Below are 21,001 nucleotides of genomic sequence, written 5' to 3'. Positions count from 1 at the left end.
GGTTTAGCTTTAAAAATCAAAAGATGTTTGTAGATAGAACGTACGTGGCAGTCCTACATACTTACCGCCAGTAGAGTCTGTTGAGCGAGTAAAATATTGCTTATCAAAGACGTTTTTGATTCCACCAGCGATTTTTAAACCTTTAACTTGTGAACTTAAGTCATAAGAGGTACGTAGCGCAAAAGTGGTGTAACCCGGAATATCTCCATATTTACCATCAGCAGTTTCTTCTGTTTGATAGACATTACTATCTGGAAGATCTGGTGAATGCTGCTTAGATTGAGCAAACATATCCGCATTTAAAGACCATTTATCTACTGTGTAACCTAACCCAACATTACCGACATGCCGCGAGTAAAACGGTAGGTCTTTATCTTTAAATTGACCAGCTTCAGCCACTGCTTTGGTAAAAGTATAGTTTCCATATACTTTTAAGCCTTCCAGTGCATCAGACAATTGTCCGAAATCATAGCTAATACCTGTTTCGACACCTTTATGGCTGGTTGCCCCTAAATCTGTCCAGATTCCGTTATTAGCAGCATCACGAACCAATGAAAGCTCTTTATCAAAGTCTAAATAGAACACGGTAAATTCGGCATTTAAACCATTGCCCAAATATTTGGTGCCAATTTCATAGTTGTTCGACTTTTCAGGATGTAAGCCTTCGGTTGTAGCCGTTGCGGTTGTTCCTTCAAGACGAGCTAATTGACTGTATTGCTGTGGACCGAACGATACGCCTGCGTTTGCAAATATATTCCAGTTTTCATTTGCTGAGTACATCACGGATAAACTTGGTAAAAATTCGTCTGAATCAATTTTTGGATAAACAGTATTAGGTTGTCCTTTGTTATAACCTGTGAAGTTATTATGGGTTTCAATTGATTCGAAACGAACACCCGGTGTAATCGTCCAACGGCCGAGTTCCATACGGTTGTCGATATATACAGCATGTGCTTTAGTACCGCCTTCACTACTACTACGCGGAGCAAAATCTGGCACTGATGAACCTGCTGCATAAGATGCAGTACGTCCTGCAAATTCAGAACTTTCTTCTTTTAAATAGCGATAGCCAACCGTTACTTCATTTTGAGTATTACCAAGTTCATAAATGCGAGAGTAACGCGGTTCAATTGCATAGACTTTATAATCGCGTGGAGCAGAATCGAGGCGTTTTTGCCCATTCGCTAGTGTAGTCTCAAGATTACTAGTACGGAAAGAGTCGATGTAGTAACTCAAAACCTCGAAGTTATTTTTTTCATCTTTATGGTTATAACGTAAAGAGACATCTGTACGTCGACCTGCAAAATAGTTCTTTTCACCAGAAGATTGATAAGGGTTTTCAGCATATTGCGCCTGAGTTAAACCCTCTGGCATTTCACCACGACCTTCATAATGATGCAGATTTAAAGCAACCGAGTCTTTATCATTAAATTGATACGCAGACTTTAGCATTACATCATCGATATCAATCTTATTGTTAGCTTCTCGATAACCATTTCCTTTAGTCCCTGAATATAGAAGGGCAAGGCCTAAACCATTATCTAAAGTTCCTCCCACAAATAGATTAGGGCTCAGTTTTACGTGGTCAGTACCAGAAGCATATTCTGAAGTCAGGCTAACAGTTCCGCTAAAATCTTGAGGAATTGAGCGAGTCGCAAAGTTAATAATTCCGCCTACGTTTTGAGGCCCAAAACGTACCGAACCTGCACCGCGCACAACGTCAACTGACTCAATATTACCAATTGAAACAGGAGCTAAAGATAACTGTGGCTGACCATAAGGTGCAAATGAAAGTGGAACGCCGTCTACTAGAACTGTTGAGCGAGGTGATAGGCGAGATGCTAGACCACGAACCCCAATATTGAGTGAAACATCACTACCACCTGTTCCGCTGCTATCTTGAGCTTGAACCCCGGGAATTTGTTTTAATGCTTCTCGGATTGAAGTTGCAGCTGTTTCATCTAAACGCTTACGGTCAATAATAGTTCGAGCGCCAGCATGCTTGTGAACAGTTTCTGCATTTGCTTCTTCTAACCAGTTACCTTGTGCCTTAATGGTAATAGTCGGTAAAGCACTAGCAGTTGTATCTTCAGCATGTACAGGAAGTGCGAGATAAGTACAAGCAATTCCGATTGCATAGCTAAGTGTAGAAACTTTGAACCTAAAATTTGGTAGTGAAAGAGGGGTTGAGCGGTCCATGTTGATGTATCGAAATCCTAAACGATAATTATAATCATTATAGCGAAAAAGTAACAAAATTTTATAAAACGGTTTAGTTTTTTTCTAAGAATTTTAAACTTTTTCTAAAAGGTTACTTTTGATAATAATTTCAAAGAGCTGACTATGATTTAGATATAGATAATAAGATTCTAGCTAGACATTGGCTGTTAAAAGATCGAAGCCCTCTTATGTACAGCCACATATAATTTCTATTTAAAGACACAGTAAGTATAAAAGTAGTGGTGAGATCAAAAGTACACTATTACAAACTTAGTGTAGATAATCAGGTAATAAGTTGACTTTAAAGGCTATTTGTGTGAAATTGAAAATAATTTCATAAATATTTTTAATTAAAATCAAATAATTATTAATTTTTATTGAACATTTGTTATAGGATTTTTATATTAAATTATTGTTTTAATAATCAATAATCATTATTATTTGCGCTAATATTTACATGAACACACAAAATATATATGGAATTTATTAAGTCTCGTAAGAAGATTGCTAAATCAGCAATAGCTTCTTCATTATCAATTGTAGCTACAACTGCAATGGCTGCTCAGGAAAATTCTGTAGCGCTTCCATTAATTCATGTTCAAGCAGATGCAGAAGTTGCACAGAGCCTTAAAGTTGATAAATCGGCTAACTCTAAATTTGTCGCACCTCTGTTAAATACACCAAAATCAGTTTCAGTAATTTCAAAACAACTTATTGAAGATACCAAAGTAAATACTTTAAGCGACGCACTTCGTACTGTACCAGGCATTACCTTAGGTGCTGGAGAAGGCGGTAACCCGAATGGGGATCGACCATTTATTCGTGGTTACAATTCAGAAAGTTCGATGTACGTTGATGGTATTCGTAACTCATCATCACAAAACCGTGAAATGTTTGCTATCGAGCAAGTTGAAGTGACTAAGGGGTCTGCTTCTTCTATGGGTGGTGCAGGTTCTGTTGGCGGTAGCATCAATATGATTTCTAAAGTTGCTAAAAAAGGTGACTTTTTAGAAGGCTCTGTACAAGCAGGTACCGATAATTATCAACGTATCACATTAGATGGTAATAAAGACTTCGGTAATGGTACTGCTGGTCGCGTTGTTCTTATGGGGCATAAAAATGAAAAAGCGGGTCAAAGCGATGGCGCTGAATACAAGCGTGTAGGTATCGCACCTAGTATTACATTTGGATTGGATACACCAACACGTGCAACTTTAAGTTATTACTACTTAAGATCTGATGACACTCCAGATTCAGGTGTTCCATATAATTACGATACGGCTAAAAAGGCAACTGTTGGTAAGCCTGTTGATGTTAAACAAGGTATTTACTATGGTTTAAAAGGTCGTGATTTCCAAAAACAAGAAAATCATATTGGTACTTTTAAAGTAGAGCATGATTTAAATGAAAATCTTACTCTTGCTAACACCGTACTCTACAGCAAATCAAAAAATGATTACCTTTGGACTCAGCCAGATGATTCAAAAGGTAATGTAGCAAACGGTAAAGTTTGGCGCCGTATTAACTCTCGAATTACTGACACTGATATTTTCACCGATCAATTATCTTTAAGAGGTAAGTTTAATACTGGAGCTATCAAGCATAGCTTTAATGTCGGTGCAGAATACAGTGATCAAGAGTCAGATAAAGGTAGCTACACAACAACATATCCGGGGTACGCAGGTTCTACAACGGGCGGTTTTAATAGTGATTGTGCTATTAATGATGCATGGTGTACTTCATTAACTAATCCTAATTCTAAAGATGCGTGGTTAGGTGGTCGTATCGCCAATAAAGCAACTACGACAACGACTACAAAAAATACTTCTGTCTATTTATTAGATAATATTGAGTTTAATCCTCAATGGTTACTTGATTTAGGTGTTCGTTGGGATAAGTTTGATACCGAACAGGTGACAAATGCCACTGGCGCTAAAATCGAGAGTAATAAAGATTTTGTTACTTACAATGCAGGCGTAACTTTCAAACCTACTGAAAATGGTAGTATTTATGCAAGTTATGCAACTTCTGCTAACCCTGTAGGTGTTGATGGCGGTGATGGTTCTGAGTCAATCGGTCAAGCTTATATGGACCTTAAACCAGAAGAAAGCCAAACCATTGAATTGGGTACAAAGTGGAACGTTCTAAACGAAAAACTTAATTTAACTGCTGCCATTTTCCGTACAGAGAAACAAAATACACGTATTCAAGTTGACTCAAGCACTTATACGAATGGCGGCGATAGTAAAGTTGACGGTATTGAACTTTCAGCAAACGGAAATATCACTGATAAATGGGCTGTGAGCGCAGGTTACACCTACTTAGATAGTGAAAATACTGATCCAGGGCCAAGTTGTAGTCGTGCTGGTGTATGTAATCCAGAAAATGCAGCTAAAGGTAAGCAACTTCCAAACGTGCCTAAAAACTCTGCAACTTTATGGACTACATATAAAGTATTGCCTCAAGTTACTGTGGGTGCTGGCGCTTTCTATGCTGACAAAGTATATGGTGATGCAGCTAATACAAAATGGGTTCCTTCATATGTTCGATATGATGCAATGGCTCGTTATGACGTTAACAAGAATGTTAACTTGCAACTTAACTTAAATAACCTTTCTGATAAGCGTTACTTTACTAAAGCATATGCTTCACACTATGCAACTGAAGCAGAAGGCCGTAGCGCAGTATTATCAGTTAACTTTAAATACTAATAAGTTTAAAAATTTATTAGTTTGAATAAGTAATCTAAAATAGCCTCAATATGAGGCTATTTTATTAATTAAAGCTATTTTTAAAGGTATCGCCGTGATTCACCATATTCCTAATGTACTTAATAAAGACCAAGTCCAGTTTTTCCGTCAAGAAATGGACAAAGCAGAATGGGTTAATGGAAAGGTCACTGCTGGTACACTTTCAGCTACAGTAAAACATAATCAGCAATTGCCTGAAGAACATCCTCTAACTCATCAACTGAGCAATATCATTCTTGATGCTTTAGGAAAACATCCATTATTTCTATCTGCCGCAATTCCCCTAGATATAATCCCACCATTATTTAATCGCTATGAAAATCATGAGTCTTTTGGTTTTCATGTAGATAATTCAATACGCCTAATACGTGGCAGTAATCAGCGTTTAAGAACAGATTTATCGTGTACGGTTTTTTTAAGTGAGCCAGAAGAGTATGAAGGTGGGGAACTCGTAATTGAAGATACGTATGGATATCATGAGATTAAATTACCTGCTGGTGATATGATTTTGTATCCATCTACTAGTCTACACGAAGTCACCGCTATTACTTCAGGCTGTCGTATAGCGTCTTTTTTCTGGGTTCAGAGCATGATTCGTGATGATGCAGAGCGACATATGTTATTTAATCTAGACCAAACTATTCAAAACTTACGTATGCAACTAGGTGATGATCATAAAGAAGTTTTGAACTTAACCAATACTTATCACAACTTAATTCGTAAGTGGGCTGAGGTTTAAATAACAAGGCGAGTAATTAAGTAGCGTAGATTATTTATAGGTTACTTATAAATATTTACTTCAATATTTAACGCTTTTTCATCAATTTTTTTCAACAGGCATTCTAGTAGTTCTTCTACTTTTTCATCATATTCAAAAGGATGAGATTTTCCAGTTTTGGTATTAATAAGATTTAAACTAATTTTATTAGAGGCTGGTCTATAAATCCCTCTATTACTTTTACCCAAAACAACTCTTTTAATTAATTTTCTATGTTCGAGTTCCGCTAAAGTACGATATGTCGTGGCTAGACTAATTTTTAAATTTTTCTTTTGAGATAGTAGGTATATTTCTTCTGCAGTTATTCCCTTATCGTTCTCATGTAAAAAACGAAAAATAGCAACTCGCGAAGGTGTAGCTGATAAACCCGTTTCCATTAACGCTTGATGATAATCCATTTAGTTCCTCTGCTAATGGCTTCTTTACATTTAAATTGATTACTAAGGCTTTTTTAGTAGCAGGTAAAAAAATCTATTTGAAAACCAATGATATTAGGCTTAATTGTAAACCATTCGGTATAAAAAGTATTATGATAAAAAGTAAAAATACTAATAGAAATAACAAAAGTTAGCAGTCGATTCTTTTTTAGAAGCTCATATTTACCATACCATTAAATTTTTAGACTCTCATGACTGAGTTCTATTTTGCTCAATGATCTCTGTTAGCTTTTCACATGATTGATTTACTTTTGCTATAGGTGAGAGGCTGCAATACCTATGAATTGAGAGCTGTAAAGATGAAGGAAGTGGCATTCCTAAAAGTAACATTTAATAAGCCCTCCGAAGAGGGCTTCAAATTTATTTAAAGTTAGGTTGATTTAAGATTTTGTAGACCTTTTCTTTATATACATCATTAGAAATAACGCCTTTATCTCGCTGTTGTTTTAGCGATTTAAACTGTTGGCCACGAATTTCTCTTTGAATACTCACATTATCATGATGTCTAATGTAGTAAAGACTACGCTCATGATCGCTCATATTCACTGTTTCATCAGTAAACGAAGAAGGCTTTGCTTCATTTTCTTGATATTGTTTTGCAATTTCAAAAAAATCTACGTTTTGAGAATGAGGGGAATTAAATGAATTTTGTTGTTCAGTCAGCTGATGGTTCTGAGTGTTAGTATTTACTTCAAGCATACTTTTATGCTGGTTAAATCTAGGGCGGTTATATTCTTGTTTCGTTTGAAATGTGTTTGTTTCAGCAAAGATGGAAGAAGAAAAAAGCCCAATATTTAAAGATAAAAAAGTTAATAAAAATCTATTCATTTCTTTGGGAGTCCAATTGAAATTGAGTAAATTACTGTATTGTAACATTAAAATTTAATTTTTGAAGGTTTGACTTCAAGAGTGCTTGATCAACTGGTAAATAATAACATCTGTAGCGGAGCGTAAAAGCCAATTTAAAAAGGCTTTTTACACTCATTTTTTTAAGATCGTTTTGAATATTCTTCTTTCAATTTATCCAGAAAAATAAAGAGGTTTTGATTCATTTCTTGATAGTCATGCTTCCGTAATTCTTCACGAGTATTCACAAATTTATAATTGTGAGCATCATTTAACTCGACTTCTGAATGTTGAATCAGTAATTCAACTACTTCTGAAGTTAATTCCATATGACATTGTAGGCCATAAACTAATTTGGAATATTCAATAATCTGTCTTGGACAGCCTGCGCTAAAAGCAATAATTTTCGCGTTGGGAGTTAAACCTGGCATGTCGTTATGCCAATGGCCAACTTCGGTCATTTTTCCTAAGTGAGAAAGCTTAGAATGTATTATTCCGTATTCTGTAAGCATAATTGGAAACTTACCAATTTCTCGCTCTGGACTATGTTCAAATTTGGCACCTAAAGCTTCACCGATCAATTGAGATCCTAAGCATACTCCAATAACCACTTTATTTGCTTCAATTGCTTTTTTAATCATTGCTTGTTCGGCTAATGAATTAAAGTGAGGGCACATATCTAATGTTGTATCAGGACTTTGTGGGCCACCCATTATAATAAGAAAGTCGATATCTTCAACAGAACTTGGCAAAACTTCATTTAAATACACTCTTGAATAGGTAATTTTGAAGTTATTCATTTTGCCCCAAATTTCATATGCGCCAGGCGCTTCAAAATCTTCATGAACAATAAAATGTAACCGCATAACAATCCTTAAAATCTAAACATTAATAGGTCGATCATTGGTTAAAAATCAAGGAAATATTAAAAGTAGAATAGGGCCTTTAATACATCCAGTTTTGAAAACTTATATGGGCCAGCTTTATTTGTTTTTATCGAAGTTGGAATTAGTTATTTCTTTTTAAAATACATTCGATATATTTATTGTTAAGTTAAACTAAATTATTCTGGTGTGACAATAGCAGTTCAATTTGTTAAATTGTTTAGCTTTTATCAAAGTGGACAAAATTTATGAAGACATTTTTAGTTATATCTTTATTGGGTTTTGGGCTAATTGGTTGTGCTTCATCTCCATATAATTCTCAAGAAAATTATTTGAATAAATCTCCAATAGTTCCAGAGAATAAAGCTTTTAATAGTTTTAAAACACCTGAACACGGGATTTTTACTGATCGAGATGTCTATAATATAAATATATCAGAAAATTCGAATCTAAATTTTCGTTATGAAGTTCCTTTTTAAAGAAAAATAATATATTAACTAAAAAGGACGGAGCAAAGGTGTTAAGCCACCTTTGCTAACTCATAATAATCAATGATTAATACAACCTTTTGGGTGGTTTTTTAAATTTTAAACTGTTAAATTTTAGTTATTGAAAACAAGGTATTTTAAATGAAAAACTTCACTATTGTTGCTTCTTTATTTTTGTTAGTTGGGTGTGCCACAGATCACAAACAAGTCACTCCTGCGCCAGTGGCTGATAATAAAATTATTTCAGAGGCTGAAAAATATAAAAAACAATATCAAAAGAAAATTTATAAAACATGGGATATTCCCAAGTCTTCTACAGGTATGAGTGCAAGCGTTAAAGTCTTTTTAACGGATACTGGCGAAATTGAGCAAATTATCTTTTTAGATAAAGAAGAGCAAAAATTTAAAACAAGTATTGAAAAAGCTATCTGGCGTTCAAGTCCATTTGTTTTACCATCTAATCCGGAAGTAAGAAAACAAGCAAGAAAATTCAATATTAAATTTCAGGTAAAATAAAAGAAGATCTTACTAAAAATGAGGTGCGAATTTAAGGGTTATACGTTTGTATTAAATTCGCCCCGTTGTTATAAATATCTGTGGTATTATTTACTTTAAAATTTTGAGGCTGCAGAAATATTAAATATATTAGTTAATATTTTTTGATAAACAAAATATAAAAATTAATAACATTTTTATCAAAAAGTTAAAGAAATAAAACTTTAAATACATGGCGAATTAATATACAAGAATATGTAAATCTAGAAGTTTATCAAGAAAAATTATGAGTGAAGTGAAGAAATCTTTTAAAGAAAGTAAGACAACATCAGTTGTAGCATGGGTTGTGATTTTGTTTGGAATTGTCTTAGGCTTGGCTTTTATTTTGTCATATGGGCAAGTTGAAACTCGAAATGATAATTTAGACATTATTCAAGTGTGGTCTAAAGAAATGGTCACTGTTGGTCTTTTTATTATATTTAATGGACTACTTTTCGGTTACTTGTTTTTAAAAATTAGTAGTATTTTGAATCACCTTGAAAACAATAAAAATTAAAAAATATCTTAGTAAATTAATATCTTGTATAAGTATATTTCATCTAAAATGGATGGTAAGTTAGTATTGGAAGTATTGCTCATCTATAAAAATAAATTGAAAGAAAAATTTTCAAAATCTTCTTTTATTTTGGTATTTTATGTTGCATGTTTCGCATTTTTAAATGTTTTTGATAAGTAATTTACTATTAGCTTTCAAAAACCTTGTATTTCTTACATTTAGTTGATGAGTTTTACCCTATCTTACATAAAAAAATAATAGTTTAAAGAAGTATATAAATATACGCATGAGAAGATAGGAGGTTAAGATGCCAAAATATCTAGCAATAGCAGATAAGGTTTATAAAAAAATTAAAAATGACAACTTGTTTTCTGATGATGTAATAGAAAATTTAAATTGTTTGGTTGGGCTTATTCGTAATGCGATAAAAGGTACTGAATTCAAATTAAAGTATAATTTTATTAATTTTGAAGACTGCTTAACCAAGCCCATCGAGCAATGCTCGGTAAAAGTTGATTTTAGTCTTATGCCTAAGTTTGATAATGAAGGTGAGTTTATTTTATGGCTTGCAGGATTTATTGAAAGAATCACTGAGGGAGGTAAAGCCAAACTTCCTCCTATTTCTCAATTGGTCCCTCAAGGCTTTAGTATGGGAAATGAAAATATTCCAGTAACTACTTTACCAGTAAAAGAAGAAAATGCAGAAATGATTGTTAATTATTTTAAATCAGATGATTATATTAAAAATAATAAACTACCTTCTTAAAATATATAAAAGTTATAAGCCAATTATCTCTATCAATTTAGAGCTTAGTAACCGCCTTCGAGGGCGGTTTTCTTTGTTATATGTATCTTAAAGTGTCTGTTACATAAATGATGATTGTTTCATGTTGAATGTATCTGTTAATTATTTGAGCATGGTATGAGACAAGTGAAGTAAAGGATAAATCTCATGATAGATGAAGAAAAACCCTTAAATTTTGATGATGATGAAGAGCCTCTTGATTTTGCAGATGAAGAATTTATTGATGATAAAAAAGAGGATGAGTTGTATAACAGCATTACCAAAGATGGCTCTAGTGTCGATCCGGCAGATGATGGTGAGCGACATATTCGACCTGAAGATGGCGATCCCATAGAAGTCGAAGAATAATCTATAGCCCAATTTTATATTGGGCATTTTAATTTTTAGCTTATTTGGTTGAACAACAACAAACCCTAGATGTTATTCAAAAATTATCATTAATGACTTAAAAAACACGAAAGTTAAGCAATGAGTCTAGAGATATGAGGCTATATATTTATTAAATTCTTATTTTCAGCCAGAAGTAAAACTATGAGTAATTATATTTATAAATTTGCCAACCAAATCAAACATAACGCTGTACCACCAATTAATGACGTTTTGCTCGCTTTTAGAACATTGAAAGCAATACCAGGTGGATTAACGTTGTTGTCAAAAGTTGTTAGCCGTGTTGCTCCATATTTTCAAACAGTAAATCCAATTATTCAAAAACTAGATGCTGACGTGTGTGAAGCTTTCATCAAAAAGAATAAATCAGTCGAAAATCACATAGGAACAGTTCACGTTATTGCCATATGTAATGGATTAGAATTTGTTATGGGTGTACTAACCGAAGCATCTATTCCTCAACATTTAAGATGGTTACCTAAAGGCATGAATGTAAATTATGTCGCCAAAGCCGATTCTGATATTAAAGTCGTCGCAACAATTGATGAAGAATGGAAAGTTGGCGATATGCAAATAAAAGTAAATGCCTATAGAGCAGATGGACAGCCTGTAGTTCAAGGGTATATTACACTTTGGGTTACAGAGAAAAAGTAAGATGACAGAGGATTAGATGCAAAAAATATTGGATTATCTTTGCAAGCTTTTTACTACTCAGTCTCGGTCACGTGCCGCTACAAATAGCTCGATTGCTACAGCAACAGACAATGGCGATCAGGAAATGGGTTTTGCGGTAGATGAGATGTCTCTGAGTCAGGTAGGGGTAAACCATATTTGTAATTTTGAAGGATTAAGACTCAGTGCTTATGATGATGGCATAGGTGTCTGGAGCATTGGTTATGGCACAACCAGATACCCAAATGGTTTGAGCGTTCAAAAAGGTGACACATGTACTCTTGAGCAGGCCAAAGTATATATGCAGCATGATTTGAAAATATTTGAGCGTGCAGTCAATGGCGCTGTAAAAGTTCCTTTAACGCAAAATCAATTCGACGCATTAGTCTCTCTGAGTTATAACATCGGCGTAGGAGCCTTTAAAAAATCGACCTTATTAAAAAAATTAAATTCAGGAGATTACAAAGGGGCCGCAAACCAATTTGATGTATGGGTAAACGCAGGTGGTAAGCGTTTGGCTGGATTGGTTAGACGCCGCGCTATTGAAAAAAAATTGTTTTTAGGATCATAGTCTTTTTAATTTTTATAGGGTTTTATCAGAAAAGCTATTCCGATCTTTATAAAATTTAAGCATGAAAAAAGCCTGATGCTACGAATCAGGCTTCAGTATTCATCGACAATAGGAGTTGATGAACAAGACCAATCTAACAGACCTGTTCAGTAAAGGCAAACCAAGGCTTGAATTGCTGAGTCAGATAAAAGTAATTTTTCCAAATTACACACATTAAAAAAGCCCTTGCTCGAAAGCGAAGGGCTTAGTCATTCATTGATCTACCAATGAACTATATAAGGCTCATCTCATACTAAGGTCAGTATATCTGAAATTGGAGCAACTGAGAAGAAAACCTTATAAATAGCTTTTCATTCTATTTAAAATTAATTTATTTGGGCATATAGCAAGTTACATCATTGGTAAATCAATACACAAAAATTGCACTTTGCATTTTTATGGATGTGGTATTTGTGTAGGCTCTGATTGGCTTGGGAAATAAAACAATAGCTATCTTTTAAAGGTTCAATAAAGTTTTGAACGAAGACATCAGGAGCCAGATATAAGCAAGGAAGTAAATATGAATTTAATTAGATTAGAAGAATTATCATTGATGAGTAATGCGGTTTTAACACCTCAATTAAACAAGTGGCCATGTATACAATCACCAAATTTAGAAGATACTGATTGTCAGAAGCATAGAGATAGTTTTTCCGAACAATCTGTTAAAAAATTTCATAAAGAATGGCGAAAACAACAAAAGAAAATACTTAAAAATATTCCGAGTAATGCTGTTTTACTCAGCATTAAAGAGATTGTGTAGTTAGACACGAGACAAGTTTATAAAGATATAAATTACAAGGATAAGCTGTTAGCTAAATAACTTTACGTAGGTACACTTGTTAGTCATAACTTATTCTAGAGATATTAATAATAAGCAAATTATATAAGGTAAGACAAACAAATAGAAAATAACAAAAAGGGCAATTCTGTAGAGGTAATTTTTATGGTTAATCTTCATCAGAAATCACTTTTTGATGTTCTGACTCAACATCAAGCTTATCTATATCGAGCATCTTCAAGATCGGTCAATGAACTTCTTAATTTATTTAATTCCGAAACAGTTAACATGCTTACCAAGTTAAGTAATTTGTTAGATGGACTAAATGAAAAGGAAAAAACAGCGCTAGCAGGCGGACTTTACTCAACAGCTCCATTAAAAGAGATACGTGCACTAATTTCTCAATGGTTTAATGTAACGAATGATGCACTCATTGATACGTTTACTGTCTCTGCTGTGGCATTGGCTGTCTATGAAGTCAGATATATGTCAAAAATTTTTGGTGGCAAACATAAAGAATTAAAAGGTGAACAGCTCTATAAAGCTGCTAAACGTGTTCCTTTAGCAGGTGGAGCATTGGTAGATGAGTTATTTTCTACAATTGCAGAGGTGGCCCGTCAAAGAGTGGAGTATGCAATTCGGGATGGCCTCAATACTGGAGCAACGAATCAACAAATTATTCAAAGGATTCGAGGGACTAAACGCCTTAAATATGAAGATGGACTACTAAATAGCTCTAAGATTGATATTGAACGAACTGTGCGTACGATTCGAAGCCATATATCCAATCAGGCCTATTTACACAGCTATAAACAGTTAAAGTTTGAATATGTCAGATTTGTAAGTGTGCTTGATGGTAGAACCTCAAAAGTATGTGCAGCCCTCGATAGTAGTGTGTGGAATATCAATGATCCTACAAAAAAAGTTCCGCCTTTGCATCCTCATTGCCGCAGTATTCTAGTTCCAACTCATGAAGATGGTCAGCTAGTTGGTAGCCGAGCCTTTATTATGGATAAAAGAAAATTTAGGGATATTCCTAAAAATGAACGTGAACAGTTAATTGGCCAATTAGATGCAAATATGTCATTTAAAGAGTTTTTTAAACTAACAGATGATTTCTTTCAAAAAGAGTGGTTAGGGCCTAAAAGATATCAACTATATAAAGAAGGACAATTCGACTTTGAGAAGTTTTTTGATCCAGAAGGACGGTTGTATACACTTGAGGAGCTTAAAGAACTTGATGAACGAGCTTTTAAAGCATTGGGATTGTGAGATAGAGTAGAAATATTAGAGATAAGATTTTTATCTTGAATAATATTTTTAGTTTTAACTAAATACACACACTTAAACAATTAGTTGAAAAAAGTTTCAATAATCTAGCCAGATAGCATGTTAAGTTTTTCTCAATCATAAAAATTTAGAAAGGATCAAAACATGAAATTTTCCTACCAAGATCTTGCTGGAAATAATATTGAAGTGGAATGTGAAAGTTATATTCATATTCCATCAGGAGCAGCTGTAAAATCCACAGAAGCCGGCAATTACCATATTACTGAAAATTTCAGCTTCTATAAAAAAACTGAAGCTGATTCTGTGCCCATCTATCGATTTGCTATTGATCGTAATTTCAATGTTTTTAATAGCGATGAACTGCCAGCATTAGCTCAAATTGGTAAAGATTGGAAAAACTTAGACTAGTCTTTAACTCAGCATAAAGCCCTCAGTCGAGGGTTTTATAATGTACTTTAAATGAGTTATTTCTTTTTAAATACAAGTGTTAAGCCTATTAAAATCGCAATCATTCCTATTAAGCCTGCAAGCGGCAACTTATTTTTTAAAATTAAAAAATCTAAAAGTGCAGTAACAACAGGGACTAAATAGAATAGGCTTGTCACATTTACAAGATTGCCCTGATTTAGAAGTCGATAAAGTAAAAGTTGAGCAACTACAGAAATTAAAATTCCAAGGAATAAAACCGAAATAATGAGTTGTGAATTCCACGTTATTTCAAAATGTTCAAATGGAACTATAAATAAACAAACTAGAAGGCTAACTACATATTGGAGCGGTAAGACATCTGTTGGGGCTTGTTGAATGTTTTTTTGCAAGATAGCACCAAAAGTTATACAGATCAGTGCTGCTAAGGCAAAGAATATTCCGATTGGAGCGATAAAAGACATAGTTAAGCTTTTCCACACTAAAAGTATGAGTCCGGCTAAAGCAATCAATAGACCTAATAATCTCTCTTTTTGTAAACTCTTTTCTAAAAGACAAAGCGTCAAGATTGGCTGTATGCCCATGATTGTGGCCATTAAACCAGGGGTGACTCCGTGAGCCATGGCTTTAAAATAACAAATTGAATAACCTGCAATAATGAGGAGTCCAGTTAATAAAACTTGCTTTCGAGTTCCATGCTTAGGTAAAAGTCTTCTTCTAAAAATAGCAATTAACAATAGAACAAACAAAGCTGTGGCAAAGCGCAGAATTAATAATGCTATAGGTGAGGCACTGTCGAGTCCCCATCGAGTAAAAATCGCAGCACTTCCCCAAAGTAAAACGAAAGTGGATGTCGCACTTTGTGACGCAAGCATCTGTTTATTTAGGCGCATAAAACCTCCTCCTAGTGCGTAATACCTAAGAAATACGAAGTGATAAAATTGTTAGTAAGGACAGTGATTAACGAGTTATTCAGTTGTTAATCAATTCACCGTTAGCGACGTTAAAAATAAATTGTTTTAACTTCTTATAAGCTCAGTATGAAAGAGACAATAAATAAAGAAAAGCGCATAATTCTTTTATATACTATTTGAAAATCGAATAGATAAATTCTAATGACTTTAAAAAATTTACAGATTGATTGGCTAAAGTGTTTTGTCACCGTAGTAGATACAGGCTCTTTATCAAACGCAGCACCTGAGTTATATCGGTCACAGTCAGCTGTTAGCATGCAACTAAAAAAACTTGAAGAAGCCCTACATTGCCAACTTTTAATACGAACGCACCGACAAATTGAATTAACGTCTCAAGGACAGCTACTTTTAGGTTATGCGCGCCGTATTCTTGACTTACATGCAGAAGCCCAAATGGCTTTTCACGGAGATGAGCTGAAGGGGCGTATACGCCTTGGGGTGCCCGATGATTATGCTGCAAAATATTTAACGCCTGTACTTAAGCGTTTTGCTCCACGTTATGGAGGTGTTGAAATTGAATTAATTTGTGAGCAGTCTACTTCGTTAATACCACGGGTAGAAACTGGGGATATAGACTTGGCATTAATTTCGAGAGATAACGCTCGTCAAGGAACACTTTTATTTCATGAACCAATGGTGTGGGTAGGCTCTCCACAGTTTGAACTCTGGCGAGAAGATCCACTCCCAATTGCAGTTTATGAAAGTACTAGTCAAGCCAAAAAGAGTGCTATTAATTCTTTGGCCTTACAGGGACGCCGTTATCGGGTAGTATACAACAGTTCAAGTTTAGCTGGTCAAATTGCAGCAGTGGAAAGTGGTTTAGCAATTGCTGTGTTCACACAGTGTAGTGCGCCTGAGCATTTAACTATTTTAAGTGCTGATCATGGCTTAGGACCTTTAGAACCTATGGAGGTCGCTGTTTATCGGAGTCGGGCATCTTTGGAGTCTAAAGCTGTGGATCACTTATATGACTTACTCCTCAAAACGCTCAGGCATTCAGTTAATATTTAATTTAAGTTTATTTTAGGTACTGGGCTTTGAAATTGTTGAGTTAAATTTAAATGAGCACTTAAAGTCAAAACTAAATAGCTTTACATTTTTGCGCTAAATCTACAAAAAAGCCTAGAAACCTATGCTGATCGTAAAACTAATAAAAAGTATTTATTAACTCATCAATCTGAATAACTCATGAGGTGAAACATGACAAAAATTATAGCGACCTTGGGTTTAGCCGCCTTTATTTCTTTGAGTGTGAGTGCTTGCCAAGGTGAAAACGACACAAAACAGCAAGATAAAACCACAACTCCTCATTCAATGGATAAAGATTCATAATCTAGTTGAATGCCCAAAGCCCATCGTAAGATGGGCTTTTTTATATCTTTTTATTTTTGTCTTAAAGTGTGATTTGTAACTCAAAAGATTTATTTTTAATGGCACTGTTCAAAATATGTTGACTAATACACTCGGTTTTAAATATATTTAAATTCGACACTAATTATTTTAAATAGAACTCTATATTTAAAGTAAATTAGTTCAAATATCCTCAGATCAGAAATTTAACCTTTAAATTTGATTATAAAAATATTAACTAATCAAGGAGGTAGGTATGGACGCTAAATTTCATTCTGAAAATGAATACGGTTTTATCTTAAATATATTGAACAACTATGTTGTTATAAAGAAGACATTAAAAGATGATCATTATCCTTATGATTCATTTGGTTATCTTCTTGCTCTTTATCAACCACTAAAAGTCTATATCCCTCAGCTTCCACATCCAAAAATTTATATTGAGGTTGGTGGAATTTCTTATGACAGAATGATTGTTATGCAAACTGAGGACGAGACAGAAGCCATAAATATTTTATTGAGTTTAGGACAACTTGTTGCCTAACAATGAAGTGATATTTAAATGCTGAGTTTAATTTACTTAAGAAAAAGCTTTCTTAAGTAAATTCACGAAAAAATAAAGACCATAAAATAGTTGTTGGAAAAGAGAACTTAAAGAAATTTTTTAATATTACTATTTATTCTCATTAAAAAAAGATCCTAATAAGATACAAAAAGCCACAAAAGCTAAATCTATAACTTTAAAAGAATTTGTTTATATAACTAAGAATATTAAAAAGTAGGTAATCGTCATGAAAAAAATACTTTTAACAGCGTTGGCTGGATTTGCTTTATTAGGAAGTAGTGCTGTGATGGCTAAACCAGATGCTGCTTTATTAAAAGAAGCAACAAAAAATGTAGTCACGGTGGCTAAAGTAAAAACTTTGGCTGATGAATCTGGAGTAACTTTAACTGGTACGATCGTAAAGCATATTGCTGGGGATCATTTTGAGTTAAAAGATGCTACGGGTTCAATCATAATTGATATCGATGATGACTTATGGAAACCTCTTGAACTAAAAGCAGGGGATAAAGTACGTGTCGTTGGTGAGGTAGATAAGCATAGAGTTAAGCCTACCGATATTGAAGTTTTCCAAATTGAGCGTGTTAAATAAAAGCTAATGTTTTAAGTAAATATTGTTCAAAACCAATGAAAAAGAAAACTCCTATTTTTAGGAGTTTTCTTTTGAAGATAGTAATTTTTTATTATTGCGTTGCATTAAAAGCCTCATGGTATTTGACATTAGCTTTTGGAATATTGCCCGAGAAAGTTAGAGCCTGAAAATATTCACTCGGTACATCAGGAAAAATTAGCTCAGGATAATTTTTAAAACCAAATCGGCTGTAATAATTTGGATCACCTAATAAAACACATCCTTGAGCGGCAAGTTGTTTTAATTTTTCTAGTGATTTATTGATGAGAAGAGAGCCAACACCGCATCCTTGTTTATTTGGATGAACTGAGATAGGACCTAAACCATACCAACCTATTTCGCCTGAGCTAATCTCAACCGGAGAAATAGCAATATGTCCAATAATAGACTCATCTTCAATTGCAACTAGAGAAATAGTAAGTTGTCCGTGATCTCTTAGACTATTAACAATAAAATGCTCGGTATGACTTGTGTGCTCAGCATTTTGAAAAGCTGCTTTTGTCAATTCTTCAATGGCTTCAATATCTTCGGCTTGCTCATCACGAATAATAATATTCATTAAAAATTCTTCCAGACTTATAGATTATTCATATACTTTAACTTTTAAATAATTATTGAAAAGAAAGATAATTTAGATTTCTAAGATACTTTATTTGTTACTGGTTATAAAAAGCAACTACTACTCATCAAACTCATACATAAAGTAAAATTTTATAAAAATTATTTTTAATATAATCATTGTAAAAATAATTTCGAGGGTCAATAAATTGAGGAAAATCATTAAAACATTATTACTATCTACGCTTATTTCAGCTACTTCGTTCACTATCTATGCCAAAAATAATGAGCAAAAAGTTAATTTTTTACAAAGTTCACCACATACCACTTTAACTGGAAAATTTCAGGGCTACGATGATGTAAGGTATAGAATTTATGCAAAAAAAGGCCAAATATTAAAATTTGATATCAATAGTCTGGGGAATTTAGCCTACATAAATATTTTTGCACCTGGTAAGAAGCCAGGTAAAGATAACGCATTATTGATTGGCTCAACTATAGGTTTTAAAGGAGAGTTTACTTTACCAGTTGACGGTGATTATATTATTCAAGTTTATCAAATGCGTAATAGTGCTCGTAAAAATAAAACTGTCAAATATACTTTAGACCTCGAGTTATTAAATAAAGTGAAAAAATAATAACTGATGAAATTTACTAGCTCTCAAATGAGAACTAGTAAATTTGAAAATTGGTATATTACTAACTATTACGTTAAGGAAAATGACTCATGAATGCCCGAGCTTTCAACAAACAGTTGATCGTGTGAAACGAGCAATACCGCACCTTCATAACTCTGAATAGCATTAGCAAGTAGCTCTCTAGATTCAATATCCAAATGATTTTCTGGTTCATCTAATAACAGAAGTTCAGGTGCAGGATTTAACTGGCTAAGAGCCAATAAAGCTACTTTTAATTTTTCACCACCACTTAACTGAGACAATAGTTGGGTACCTTTATCCCCACGAATTCGAAGTTGACCTAGCAAATTTCTCCATTCGAGTTCTGAAAGTTCATTATTCATGTGAGATAAATTTTCAATAACAGTCATTTCATCACACAAAAAGCTAAAGTTCTGGTCGAGATAGAAACACTCTACAGATAAGTGAATGCTGTCACAGGGTTGATTGTTCTCTGCATGAATTGCCTTAAGTAAAGTTGATTTTCCAATACCATTTTCTCCTGCTATGTGAATTTTTTGAGCTGCTTGTACAGCTAGATCGATGGGTTTTTGAGTACCATGTTTCAGTTTCAATTTTTTAATCCGCAGAATTTCACCAGATTTCTTATGAAAAGACGGGAAGAAAAACTGTTGAGGTTTAACCGTTTCGAGAAACAATTTCTTATCTTTTAAATCATTTTGACTGTTCGAAATCTGACGTTGGTGTTGAGACTGTATAACAGCAATGCTTTGGCCTGCTTGTTCCTTTTTAAAGTCGAGCAAAATCTTGGCTTGAGAATTTGATTCTCTTAATTTATTGCCAGCACGCTCTCGTTTTTGAGCTTTCATTAATACATCATGTTGCTTTTGCTTCATGTGCTTAACTTCACGTTGGCTCTGTTGAATAGATTGCTCTAGAGCTGCAATATTGGTTTGATACTGCCCATAAAATTTTTCATAATTTCCGGTGGTGTGATGTAGACCATGTTCATTTAAATGATAAATATGATCGACTTCATTTAATAAAGTCCGATCATGGCTAATGATAAGACTACCTGCCGGGTGTTTTTTTAAATGATCGATTAACCATTGTCTAGATTCCTGATCTAGATGATTACTAGGCTCATCAAGTAATAGATAGTGATCTGATTTTAAAAATAAACAGCTTAGAGCCAATTTGGTTTTTTGACCTTCACTTAAATTTTTAACTGGGAAATCTAAATCTGTTGGTAGACCAGCAGATTCTAAGAGGTTGTTCCATAAAGTGGGCAGGTCCCATTTACCTTCCAATAAATCATAATCATCGAAGTCGGCATTACCTTGTTCAACTCTTTTAAAAGCATCGTAAATATCTAAAATATCTAAGGCTTCAGCAATCGTCAGTGCTGTCAAACGATGCAATTGAGGTAAATACGCATGTTTTACATGCCAGGATATTTGCCCTGATGTAACAACTGAATCTAATGCAAGCGTCTCATTTAAAAATTGCATAAGCAAAGATTTGCCTTGGCCATTACGACCAATTAGGGCAGATACCTGATTCGATTCAAGACTAAAATTTAGATGCTTAAACATTACCTTTGAAGGGAACTCTAAGGTAAGTTGCGATATTACACATGCCTGCTGAGTCATAAAAAAACCTCATAAATACAGGATGTACAAAATAGGAGAATGATAATTTTTAATAGAGACGGTAAATCACAAAAATAGTCTATTTTGCACATCAAAAAAAGAAAAAATTGATGAGAAAAAAGACTTACTTCATTGGCGTGACTCACGAAATTGATGGAATAGTGAACTATTCTATAGGGTTTTTTAGTGGGTGTAAAATTTCTATAAGTTA

At 33.9% G+C, this 21,001-nt stretch carries 24 protein-coding genes and 1 pseudogene; 18 read left to right on the top strand and 7 right to left on the bottom strand.

Features of this window, described 5'->3' with window-relative positions:
* Nucleotides 1-9: 9 nt before the first annotated feature.
* Entirely contained in the window at nucleotides 10-2,199 is a 2,190-nt protein-coding gene (locus J536_RS16945) for a TonB-dependent receptor family protein (protein ID WP_032055752.1), read from the bottom strand.
* A 497-nt stretch (nucleotides 2,200-2,696) separates the two neighbouring features.
* Between J536_RS16945 and J536_RS16940 the strand changes: the two genes are divergently transcribed.
* Both J536_RS16940 and J536_RS16935 read left to right on the top strand, forming a co-directional pair.
* A complete protein-coding gene (locus tag J536_RS16940) occupies nucleotides 2,697-4,931 on the top strand; it encodes a TonB-dependent receptor (protein ID WP_017386725.1) in 2,235 nt (744 codons plus the stop codon).
* Nucleotides 4,932-5,025: 94 nt separating this feature from the next.
* Nucleotides 5,026-5,709, top strand: coding sequence for a Fe2+-dependent dioxygenase (locus J536_RS16935; protein ID WP_005073730.1), 684 nt, complete (start codon nucleotides 5,026-5,028; stop codon nucleotides 5,707-5,709).
* A 41-nt stretch (nucleotides 5,710-5,750) separates the two neighbouring features.
* Here J536_RS16935 and J536_RS16930 read toward each other — a convergent pair whose 3' ends face one another.
* The 3 genes from J536_RS16930 to J536_RS16920 all read right to left on the bottom strand — a co-directional run bounded on the left by J536_RS16930 (nucleotide 5,751) and on the right by J536_RS16920 (nucleotide 7,897).
* The gene (locus tag J536_RS16930) at nucleotides 5,751-6,146 is read right to left on the bottom strand and encodes a Fur family transcriptional regulator (protein WP_005073733.1); all 396 of its coding nucleotides are present in this window, start codon (nucleotides 6,144-6,146) and stop codon (nucleotides 5,751-5,753) included.
* Nucleotides 6,147-6,545: 399 nt separating this feature from the next.
* Complete coding sequence (locus J536_RS16925; RefSeq protein ID WP_031944603.1) at nucleotides 6,546-7,061, bottom strand: hypothetical protein; 516 nt, start codon at nucleotides 7,059-7,061, stop codon at nucleotides 6,546-6,548.
* A gap of 113 nt (nucleotides 7,062-7,174) precedes the next feature.
* On the bottom strand, nucleotides 7,175-7,897 hold the full coding sequence (locus J536_RS16920; RefSeq protein ID WP_017398409.1) for a GMP synthase: 723 nt from the start codon (nucleotides 7,895-7,897) through the stop codon (nucleotides 7,175-7,177).
* 266 nt (nucleotides 7,898-8,163) lie between these two features.
* On the opposite strand from J536_RS16920, the gene J536_RS16915 reads away from it, so the two are divergent.
* The 10 genes from J536_RS16915 to J536_RS16870 all read left to right on the top strand — a co-directional run bounded on the left by J536_RS16915 (nucleotide 8,164) and on the right by J536_RS16870 (nucleotide 14,407).
* Nucleotides 8,164-8,394 (top strand): hypothetical protein, encoded by a 231-nt coding sequence (locus J536_RS16915; RefSeq protein ID WP_032063425.1) that lies wholly within the window; start codon nucleotides 8,164-8,166, stop codon nucleotides 8,392-8,394.
* A gap of 150 nt (nucleotides 8,395-8,544) precedes the next feature.
* A complete protein-coding gene (locus J536_RS16910; protein ID WP_032063424.1) occupies nucleotides 8,545-8,919 on the top strand; it encodes a TonB C-terminal domain-containing protein in 375 nt (124 codons plus the stop codon).
* A gap of 265 nt (nucleotides 8,920-9,184) precedes the next feature.
* Nucleotides 9,185-9,454 (top strand): hypothetical protein, encoded by a 270-nt coding sequence (locus J536_RS16905; protein WP_017386729.1) that lies wholly within the window; start codon nucleotides 9,185-9,187, stop codon nucleotides 9,452-9,454.
* A 307-nt stretch (nucleotides 9,455-9,761) separates the two neighbouring features.
* Nucleotides 9,762-10,220, top strand: coding sequence for a hypothetical protein (locus tag J536_RS16900; RefSeq protein ID WP_017386731.1), 459 nt, complete (start codon nucleotides 9,762-9,764; stop codon nucleotides 10,218-10,220).
* Between the two features lie 186 nt (nucleotides 10,221-10,406).
* Nucleotides 10,407-10,607 (top strand): hypothetical protein, encoded by a 201-nt coding sequence (locus J536_RS16895; protein WP_002114613.1) that lies wholly within the window; start codon nucleotides 10,407-10,409, stop codon nucleotides 10,605-10,607.
* Between the two features lie 183 nt (nucleotides 10,608-10,790).
* Nucleotides 10,791-11,300, top strand: coding sequence for a hotdog fold domain-containing protein (locus J536_RS16890; RefSeq protein WP_017398403.1), 510 nt, complete (start codon nucleotides 10,791-10,793; stop codon nucleotides 11,298-11,300).
* Nucleotides 11,301-11,316: 16 nt separating this feature from the next.
* Nucleotides 11,317-11,889 (top strand): lysozyme, encoded by a 573-nt coding sequence (locus J536_RS16885; RefSeq protein ID WP_017398402.1) that lies wholly within the window; start codon nucleotides 11,317-11,319, stop codon nucleotides 11,887-11,889.
* Nucleotides 11,890-12,448: 559 nt separating this feature from the next.
* Nucleotides 12,449-12,691 (top strand): hypothetical protein, encoded by a 243-nt coding sequence (locus J536_RS16880; protein ID WP_017398401.1) that lies wholly within the window; start codon nucleotides 12,449-12,451, stop codon nucleotides 12,689-12,691.
* 183 nt (nucleotides 12,692-12,874) lie between these two features.
* Complete coding sequence (locus tag J536_RS16875) at nucleotides 12,875-13,981, top strand: minor capsid protein (RefSeq protein ID WP_032063423.1); 1,107 nt, start codon at nucleotides 12,875-12,877, stop codon at nucleotides 13,979-13,981.
* Nucleotides 13,982-14,143: 162 nt separating this feature from the next.
* Complete coding sequence (locus J536_RS16870; RefSeq protein WP_014207061.1) at nucleotides 14,144-14,407, top strand: hypothetical protein; 264 nt, start codon at nucleotides 14,144-14,146, stop codon at nucleotides 14,405-14,407.
* Nucleotides 14,408-14,463: 56 nt separating this feature from the next.
* Here J536_RS16870 and J536_RS16865 read toward each other — a convergent pair whose 3' ends face one another.
* Complete coding sequence (locus J536_RS16865) at nucleotides 14,464-15,318, bottom strand: DMT family transporter (protein ID WP_032063422.1); 855 nt, start codon at nucleotides 15,316-15,318, stop codon at nucleotides 14,464-14,466.
* A gap of 222 nt (nucleotides 15,319-15,540) precedes the next feature.
* On the opposite strand from J536_RS16865, the gene J536_RS16860 reads away from it, so the two are divergent.
* From J536_RS16860 to J536_RS16845, 4 genes are all read left to right on the top strand, one after another.
* On the top strand, nucleotides 15,541-16,410 hold the full coding sequence (locus J536_RS16860; protein ID WP_005073761.1) for a LysR family transcriptional regulator: 870 nt from the start codon (nucleotides 15,541-15,543) through the stop codon (nucleotides 16,408-16,410).
* A 189-nt stretch (nucleotides 16,411-16,599) separates the two neighbouring features.
* Nucleotides 16,600-16,731, top strand: coding sequence for a hypothetical protein (locus J536_RS25305; RefSeq protein WP_002114618.1), 132 nt, complete (start codon nucleotides 16,600-16,602; stop codon nucleotides 16,729-16,731).
* A 274-nt stretch (nucleotides 16,732-17,005) separates the two neighbouring features.
* Nucleotides 17,006-17,293 (top strand): hypothetical protein, encoded by a 288-nt coding sequence (locus tag J536_RS16850; protein ID WP_002114606.1) that lies wholly within the window; start codon nucleotides 17,006-17,008, stop codon nucleotides 17,291-17,293.
* Nucleotides 17,294-17,540: 247 nt separating this feature from the next.
* Nucleotides 17,541-17,903 (top strand): NirD/YgiW/YdeI family stress tolerance protein, encoded by a 363-nt coding sequence (locus tag J536_RS16845; protein ID WP_032055769.1) that lies wholly within the window; start codon nucleotides 17,541-17,543, stop codon nucleotides 17,901-17,903.
* A gap of 91 nt (nucleotides 17,904-17,994) precedes the next feature.
* Here the strand turns inward: J536_RS16845 and J536_RS16840 are convergent, their stop codons facing one another.
* On the bottom strand, nucleotides 17,995-18,501 hold the full coding sequence (locus J536_RS16840; protein ID WP_032055771.1) for a GNAT family N-acetyltransferase: 507 nt from the start codon (nucleotides 18,499-18,501) through the stop codon (nucleotides 17,995-17,997).
* A 54-nt stretch (nucleotides 18,502-18,555) separates the two neighbouring features.
* On the opposite strand from J536_RS16840, the pseudogene J536_RS25720 reads away from it, so the two are divergent.
* Both J536_RS25720 and J536_RS16835 read left to right on the top strand, forming a co-directional pair.
* Nucleotides 18,556-18,672 (top strand): annotated as a pseudogene (locus J536_RS25720) (hypothetical protein).
* 37 nt (nucleotides 18,673-18,709) lie between these two features.
* Nucleotides 18,710-19,138, top strand: coding sequence for a PPC domain-containing protein (locus J536_RS16835; RefSeq protein WP_032055773.1), 429 nt, complete (start codon nucleotides 18,710-18,712; stop codon nucleotides 19,136-19,138).
* A 68-nt stretch (nucleotides 19,139-19,206) separates the two neighbouring features.
* Here J536_RS16835 and J536_RS16830 read toward each other — a convergent pair whose 3' ends face one another.
* Entirely contained in the window at nucleotides 19,207-20,790 is a 1,584-nt protein-coding gene (locus J536_RS16830) for an ATP-binding cassette domain-containing protein (RefSeq protein ID WP_032055775.1), read from the bottom strand.
* Between the last annotated feature and the right edge of the window lie 211 nt (nucleotides 20,791-21,001).

The organism is Acinetobacter sp. 809848, from assembly GCF_000581275.1.
GTDB classification, from domain to species: domain Bacteria; phylum Pseudomonadota; class Gammaproteobacteria; order Pseudomonadales; family Moraxellaceae; genus Acinetobacter; species Acinetobacter pittii.
The sequence above is the reverse complement of the archived record's forward strand: the minus strand, read 5'-3'. Positions and strand labels throughout refer to the sequence as shown.

Coding starts and splice junctions, on each gene's coding strand:
- J536_RS16945 (WP_032055752.1), bottom strand. CDS start 2,199: ATGGACCGCTCAACCCCTCTTTCACTACCAAATTTTAGGTTCAAAGTT.
- J536_RS16940 (WP_017386725.1), top strand. CDS start 2,697: ATGGAATTTATTAAGTCTCGTAAGAAGATTGCTAAATCAGCAATAGCT.
- J536_RS16930 (WP_005073733.1), bottom strand. CDS start 6,146: ATGGATTATCATCAAGCGTTAATGGAAACGGGTTTATCAGCTACACCT.
- J536_RS16925 (WP_031944603.1), bottom strand. CDS start 7,061: ATGTTACAATACAGTAATTTACTCAATTTCAATTGGACTCCCAAAGAA.
- J536_RS16920 (WP_017398409.1), bottom strand. CDS start 7,897: ATGCGGTTACATTTTATTGTTCATGAAGATTTTGAAGCGCCTGGCGCA.
- J536_RS16915 (WP_032063425.1), top strand. CDS start 8,164: ATGAAGACATTTTTAGTTATATCTTTATTGGGTTTTGGGCTAATTGGT.
- J536_RS16910 (WP_032063424.1), top strand. CDS start 8,545: ATGAAAAACTTCACTATTGTTGCTTCTTTATTTTTGTTAGTTGGGTGT.
- J536_RS16905 (WP_017386729.1), top strand. CDS start 9,185: ATGAGTGAAGTGAAGAAATCTTTTAAAGAAAGTAAGACAACATCAGTT.
- J536_RS16900 (WP_017386731.1), top strand. CDS start 9,762: ATGCCAAAATATCTAGCAATAGCAGATAAGGTTTATAAAAAAATTAAA.
- J536_RS16895 (WP_002114613.1), top strand. CDS start 10,407: ATGATAGATGAAGAAAAACCCTTAAATTTTGATGATGATGAAGAGCCT.
- J536_RS16890 (WP_017398403.1), top strand. CDS start 10,791: ATGAGTAATTATATTTATAAATTTGCCAACCAAATCAAACATAACGCT.
- J536_RS16885 (WP_017398402.1), top strand. CDS start 11,317: ATGCAAAAAATATTGGATTATCTTTGCAAGCTTTTTACTACTCAGTCT.
- J536_RS16880 (WP_017398401.1), top strand. CDS start 12,449: ATGAATTTAATTAGATTAGAAGAATTATCATTGATGAGTAATGCGGTT.
- J536_RS16875 (WP_032063423.1), top strand. CDS start 12,875: ATGGTTAATCTTCATCAGAAATCACTTTTTGATGTTCTGACTCAACAT.
- J536_RS16870 (WP_014207061.1), top strand. CDS start 14,144: ATGAAATTTTCCTACCAAGATCTTGCTGGAAATAATATTGAAGTGGAA.
- J536_RS16865 (WP_032063422.1), bottom strand. CDS start 15,318: ATGCGCCTAAATAAACAGATGCTTGCGTCACAAAGTGCGACATCCACT.
- J536_RS16860 (WP_005073761.1), top strand. CDS start 15,541: ATGACTTTAAAAAATTTACAGATTGATTGGCTAAAGTGTTTTGTCACC.
- J536_RS25305 (WP_002114618.1), top strand. CDS start 16,600: ATGACAAAAATTATAGCGACCTTGGGTTTAGCCGCCTTTATTTCTTTG.
- J536_RS16850 (WP_002114606.1), top strand. CDS start 17,006: ATGGACGCTAAATTTCATTCTGAAAATGAATACGGTTTTATCTTAAAT.
- J536_RS16845 (WP_032055769.1), top strand. CDS start 17,541: ATGAAAAAAATACTTTTAACAGCGTTGGCTGGATTTGCTTTATTAGGA.
- J536_RS16840 (WP_032055771.1), bottom strand. CDS start 18,501: ATGAATATTATTATTCGTGATGAGCAAGCCGAAGATATTGAAGCCATT.
- J536_RS16830 (WP_032055775.1), bottom strand. CDS start 20,790: ATGACTCAGCAGGCATGTGTAATATCGCAACTTACCTTAGAGTTCCCT.